This window comes from Halorubrum sp. Boch-26, assembly GCF_029889805.1.
Lineage (GTDB): Archaea > Halobacteriota > Halobacteria > Halobacteriales > Haloferacaceae > Halorubrum.
In genome coordinates, this window is sequence record NZ_JARANT010000127.1 from 1 (window position 1) to 5,472 (window position 5,472).

5 protein-coding genes are annotated in these 5,472 nt (G+C 69.3%); 3 read left to right on the forward strand and 2 right to left on the reverse strand.

The annotated features are described in order from the left end of the window. Window positions 1-3 precede the first annotated feature (3 nt). The 3 genes from OQF71_RS13565 to OQF71_RS13575 all read left to right on the forward strand — a co-directional run bounded on the left by OQF71_RS13565 (window position 4) and on the right by OQF71_RS13575 (window position 2,973). The gene (locus OQF71_RS13565; protein ID WP_280588318.1) at window positions 4-795 is read left to right on the forward strand and encodes a nitrilase-related carbon-nitrogen hydrolase; all 792 of its coding nucleotides are present in this window, start codon (window positions 4-6) and stop codon (window positions 793-795) included. A 690-nt stretch (window positions 796-1,485) separates the two neighbouring features. After that, the gene (locus tag OQF71_RS13570) at window positions 1,486-2,487 is read left to right on the forward strand and encodes a presenilin family intramembrane aspartyl protease PSH (RefSeq protein ID WP_280588313.1); all 1,002 of its coding nucleotides are present in this window, start codon (window positions 1,486-1,488) and stop codon (window positions 2,485-2,487) included. 54 nt (window positions 2,488-2,541) lie between these two features. Further along, window positions 2,542-2,973 carry a VOC family protein gene (locus tag OQF71_RS13575; RefSeq protein ID WP_280588314.1) on the forward strand — a complete coding sequence of 144 codons (432 nt, stop codon included), beginning with the start codon at window positions 2,542-2,544 and terminating at the stop codon, window positions 2,971-2,973. A 22-nt stretch (window positions 2,974-2,995) separates the two neighbouring features. Here OQF71_RS13575 and metG read toward each other — a convergent pair whose 3' ends face one another. Together metG and OQF71_RS13585 are read right to left on the reverse strand one after the other, a co-directional pair. Further along, complete coding sequence (metG, locus tag OQF71_RS13580) at window positions 2,996-5,161, reverse strand: methionine--tRNA ligase (protein WP_280588315.1); 2,166 nt, start codon at window positions 5,159-5,161, stop codon at window positions 2,996-2,998. 71 nt (window positions 5,162-5,232) lie between these two features. Then, on the reverse strand, window positions 5,233-5,472 hold a 240-nt coding region (locus OQF71_RS13585; RefSeq protein ID WP_280588316.1), incomplete at its 5' end, for a thiamine-phosphate synthase family protein.

Sequence of the window (5,472 nt, forward strand, 5' to 3'; positions counted from 1 at the left end):
TGCGTGCAGCTCGGCGTCGAGGGGGGCGCCGTCGCGGACAACGTCGAGAGCGCGGCCGACCGGGTCCGGGCGGCCGCCGCCGACGGGGCGGACCTCGTCGTTCTCCCGGAGCTGTTCGACGTCGGCTACTTCGCGTTCGACTCGTACGCCCGGGCGGCGGAGAGCCTCGACGGCGACCGGCTGTCGCGGTTCGCGGCGGTCGCGTCGGAGGCCGGCGTCAACGTCCTCGCGGGGACCGTCGTCGAGGACCTCGCGGCCTCCGCCGCGGACGGGATCGAGGTCCCGGCGGAAGCGGGGCTCGCGAACGCGGCGGTCCTCTTCGACCGTGCGGGAGAGCGCCGGCTCGTCTACCGGAAGCACCACCTGTTCGGCTACGGCTCCGAGGAGACCGACCGGATGGTTCCCGGCGAGCGGGTTCCGGTCGTCGACTTGGAGGGCGTGCGGATCGGCGTCACGACGTGCTACGACCTCCGGTTCCCAGAGCAGTTCCGCGAGATGGTCGCGACCGGCGTCGACTGCGTGCTTGTGCCGAGCGCGTGGCCGTATCCGCGCGTTGAGCACTGGCGGACGCTCGGACGCGCGCGGGCGATCGAGAACCTCGCGTACGTCGCGGCCGTCAACGGGAGCGGCGCGTTCGACGGCGACGCGCTCTGCGGGCGGACGACCGTCTACGACCCGTGGGGCACCACGCTCGCGTCCGCGGGCGAGGAACCGACCACGGTGAGCGCCGAGATAGACCCGAAGCGGGTCGCGGCGGTGCGCGACGAGTTCCCCGCGCTGCGAGACCGGCGCTGACCGCGGCCCCTCGCTTCCGACCCCCGATTCCGATCCCGAACGCCGATCGCGGACCGTCTGGTTTATACCGGAGCAGCCGTTACTGATGAATGCCGAAGTCCGACGCTTTTCTCGTTGGAGTTCGGCGACAACACCACGCGCCCGTCTCGACCGCTTGGGCGGCGACGCCGACGACAGCCCGGGGGTCCGCTGTCCGGCCATCGTCCGCCCGCCTCCCGTCCCACCTTCGCCTTTCGCCGTATCTCGCCTGTCCCGTTCGCCACATCCCGTCTTCCCTTTCGTCGCGAGCCGTGTCGCCCGCGCCCTGCCACCGACGACGAGTATCGGCTACGATAATTCGGGCGATAGCTTCTTGTTCCGGATCGGATTGTTGGGAAACGCCGCGGACGAAACCGGCCGGCCCCTCCAGTTTCGGGCGGGCCGGCCGGACACTCGCTTCCACCGTCCGTCGTCCGTCGGCTTCGGGTTCGGGTCCGACCCGCTCCCACACCGTACCCGAACCCATTCTGCGACCACCGACGACAACACGGTACCGTCGTTCGCGGCACCGGATCCCTCTCACGACGGACGCGGGCGTCTCGAATTGACTCCGACCGAGCTGCCGAGCCGCGGCACACAACGAATCGAACCGCGGATCGCCGCGTGCCGAAGCGCAAGGACGAAACCCCCTGATCCCGAACCGTCGGTCGAATGTTCCCCCGCGAGTACCGCGGCGTCGCCTTCGTCGTCGGCCTGTTCCTCGCCGTCCAGCTCGGCGCGTTGGCGCTGGTCCCCGAGTTCGCCGAGAGCGGCTATCAAGCGGTCGAAAACCCGGACGATCCGACGAACAGCGTCGTGTACGTCCTCGCGATCCTCGTCATGACGGGCGTGATGCTCGCTGCGTTTAAATACAACTTCGACGGCGCGGTTCGGCTTCTCATCGTCGGCACCTCGGCGTGGCTTTCGTGGTACGTCTTCTCCGCGTTGGTGTCGCCGCTGGCGGCGGCCGTGCCGGCCGCCGCGGTCGGCGTCGGACTGCTCGTCTACCCCGAGTGGTACGTGATCGACACGGCCGGGGCGTTGATGGGTGCCGGCGCGGCCGGACTGTTCGGCATCTCCTTCGGGCTGCTCCCCGCGCTGATCCTGCTGGTGTTCCTCGCCGTCTACGACGCGATATCGGTGTACGGCACCGAGCACATGCTGTCGCTCGCGGAGGGAGTGATGGACCTGAACATCCCCGTGGTCCTCGTGATCCCGCTGTCGCTGTCGTACTCGCTCCTCGACGACGGCGACGAGGAGGGCGAGAGTGATCCCGACGAGACCGACGACTCCGCGACCGCCGACGGCGACGAGGCCGGAGAGGGAGACTCCGACGACGCCGACGTCTCGGACCCCACGCCGATCGAGGAGCGCGACGCGTTCTTCATCGGCCTCGGGGACGCCGTGATCCCGGCGGTGTTAGTCGCGAGCGCGGCGACGTTCTCCCCCGCGGCCGGGCTCGCGGTCCCGCTGATCGGGATCAACCTCCCCGCGCTGCTCGCGATGGTCGGAAGCCTCGCGGGGCTCCTCGTGCTGATGAGTTGGGTCATAAAGGGTCGTCCCCACGCCGGCCTCCCGCTGTTGAACGGCGGCGCCGTCGGCGGCTACCTGATCGGCTCCGTGGTCGCCGGGATCCCGCTCGCGGACGCGATGGGGCTCGCCGGGTTCCTCTGACCGGCGGCAGTCCGGGCCGACACGGTTTTTAAATCGGTCGCCGTCGGTCGACCCGTGTCCGATCCGACCCCACACCACGTCGGCGTCACCGTCGCCGACCTCGACCGCGCCGTCGACTTTTATACCGACACGTTCGGCCTCGACGTCGCCGCCGAGTTCGCCGTGGACGGCGAGGCGTTCGCGGACGCCGTCGACGTCGACGGCGCGGCCGCCGACTTCGCGCACCTCGTCGCCGGCGAGGAAGGCGCCGAGACGATCGTGGAACTCGTCGCGTACGACCCCGAGGGCGAAGCGACGGCAGATCCGGAGCTGAACCGACCCGGCGCGATCCACCTCGGGCTCTCGGTCGACGATGTAGAGGAGTTCTATCGCGGTCTCGACGACGACGTGGAAACGCTCAGCGAACCGCGAACGACCGAGAGCGGGACGACAGTCCTGTTCGTCGTCGACCCCGACGGGAACCTGATCGAAGTGCTCGACGCCTGAAGTCAAAGAGCGAGGCTGGTTCCTACGTCACTTTCGTGCCCGGCTCGGCGTCCTCGTAGGTAGTGAGGAGGTCGGCCTCCTCGCCGGCGGCGAGCACCATCCCGTTCGACTCGACGCCGAACAGCTCCGCCTTCTCCATGTTCGCGAGCACGACGACCTTCGTTCCGGGCAGGTCGTCGACGTCGTGCAGCTGCTTGAGCCCCGCGACGATCGTCCGGGTCTCCGCGCCGAGGTCGACGCGGAGCTTCAGGAGGTCGTCGGCGCCCTCGATCCCCTCGGCCTCCTCGATCCGGCCGATCCGGATGTCCAGTTCCTGGAAGTCGTCGAAGCCGATGCGGTCGTCGCTGATGGGCTCGATATCGCTCATGTCGGTGTCGTCGGTCGCGTCGCCGTCTGTCGTCTCCTCGTCGGTCGAATCGCTCGCGGCGTCGCCCTCGCCGCCGTCCTCGGCCTCGGCGACCCGCGACTCCAGCTTCTCGTTGAGCGCCTCGACGCGCTCGTCTTCGATCTGCTCGAACAGCTCGGTCGGCTCGGCGAGGTCGCCGGCGGGCCCCTCGCGGGCGGCGTCGACGGTGACCTCGTGGACGGATCCCTCCTCGCCGAGCTGGTCCCACAGGCGCTCGCACTTCTCGGGGGCGATCGGTTCGAACAGCACCGCGATCGCCTTCGCGATCGCGACGCAGTCGTGGATGACCTGCGCGGCCTCGTCCGGGTCCTCGTCGACGAGGTTCCACGGCTCGCTGCGCTGGATGTACTCGTTACCGAAGCGCGCGAGATCGGTGACTGCGTCGCCGAGCGCCCGGACGGAGTAGTCGTTGACCGCGGCCTCGACGTCGTCGATCGCCTCCTCGATGCGGGCTCGGACCTCGTCGCTCGTCGCGTCCGCGATGGGCGCGTCGTCGTAGTTCCGGTGGGCGAACAGCAGCGAGCGGTAGAGGAAGTTGCCGACCGTCCCCACCAGTTCGGTGTTGACGCGGTCGCGGAACTTCTCCCACGAGAAGTCGACGTCCTGCTGGAAGCCGCCGTTGGTCGCGAGGTAGTAGCGCAGCGGGTCGGGGTGGAACCCCTCGTCGAGGTACTCGTCGGCCCAGACGGCGCGGTCGCGGCTCGTCGAGAACCCCTTGCCGCCGAGAGTGACGAAGCCGCTCGCCATCACCGCGCGCGGCTCGGTATGGTCGGTCGCCTCTAACATCGCGGGCCAGAAGATCGTGTGGTGCTGGATGATGTCGCGGCCGATCACGTGGACGACCTCGCCGCCCTCGGGATGGGCGCCGCTGGCGCCCTCCTTCCACGCGGCCTCCCAGTCGAAGGCGTCGGCGCCGACGCGCTCGGAGTACTGCTTCGTCGAGGAGATGTACTCGATCGGGGCGTCGACCCAGACGTATAAGACGAGGTCGTGGTCGGCGGTTTCACCGCCTTCCCGAGTCGACTCCGTCGCCTCGCCGCCGGGGTAATCGATGCCCCAGTCCATGTCGCGGGTGATACACCAGTCCTGGAGCCCCTGCTCGATCCACTCGCGGGGCTGGTTCCGCGCGTTCGAGGTCCCCTCCAGCCGGTCGAGGAAGCCGGAAAGGTAGTCGGAGAACTCCGAGACCTCGAAGAACTTGTGGGTGCGCTCGCGGTACTCGGCGGGGTTGCCGGTGATCGTCGACTCGGGGTCCTCGACCTCGCCGGGTTCGAGGTGTCGCTGGCACCCCTCGTCGCACTCGTCGCCGCGGGCGTGCGCGCCGCAGTACGGGCACGTCCCCTCGACGTAGCGGTCCGGGAGGTACTGGTCGTCGACCGGGTCGTACGCGACCATGATCTCCTTCTCGTAGACGTGGCCGGCCTCCGCTAAGTCGCGGACGAGCCCTTGGGTGACCGCGGTGTTCGTCTCGTCGTGGGTGTGGCCGTAGTTGTCGAACTCGACGTTGAACTTGGGGAACGTCTCGGCGTAGCGCTCGTGCCAGTCGAGCGCGAACGCCTCGGGGGAGACGCCCTCCTGCTCGGCGTTGACCGCGACGGGCGTCCCGTGCATGTCCGAACCGGAGACGAACGCGGTCTCCTGGCCGAGTCGCTCGAGCGCGCGGCTGTACACGTCGCCGCCGACGTAGGTGCGGAGGTGGCCGATGTGGAGGTCGCCGTTTGCGTACGGCAGTCCACAGGTCACCACCGCCGGGTCATCCGTGGGGAAGTCCTCGTGGCTCATGTGGTGCGTGTATCGAGGTATCGTGGATACGGGCCTAAAGCCCGCTGGTTCGGGGCCGGCGGGAACCCCTCTTACAGCAGGTCCCGGACGACCTGCGCCGCGTCGGCTGCGGTCGGCGCGAGCACGTAGACGATCGGTTCGACGCCGACGGCGCCCGTCTGGTAGAGGACGAGCCTCTCCGAGTCCACGGCGGACGAGCGGTCGGCCGCGGCGACCGCGTCGGCGACCGCCCCGCGAGTCGGGCGCTCGGCGTCGAACTCGACCGTCGGATACGACCCCGCGAGCGCCGCGACCGTGTCGGGGTCGGATCG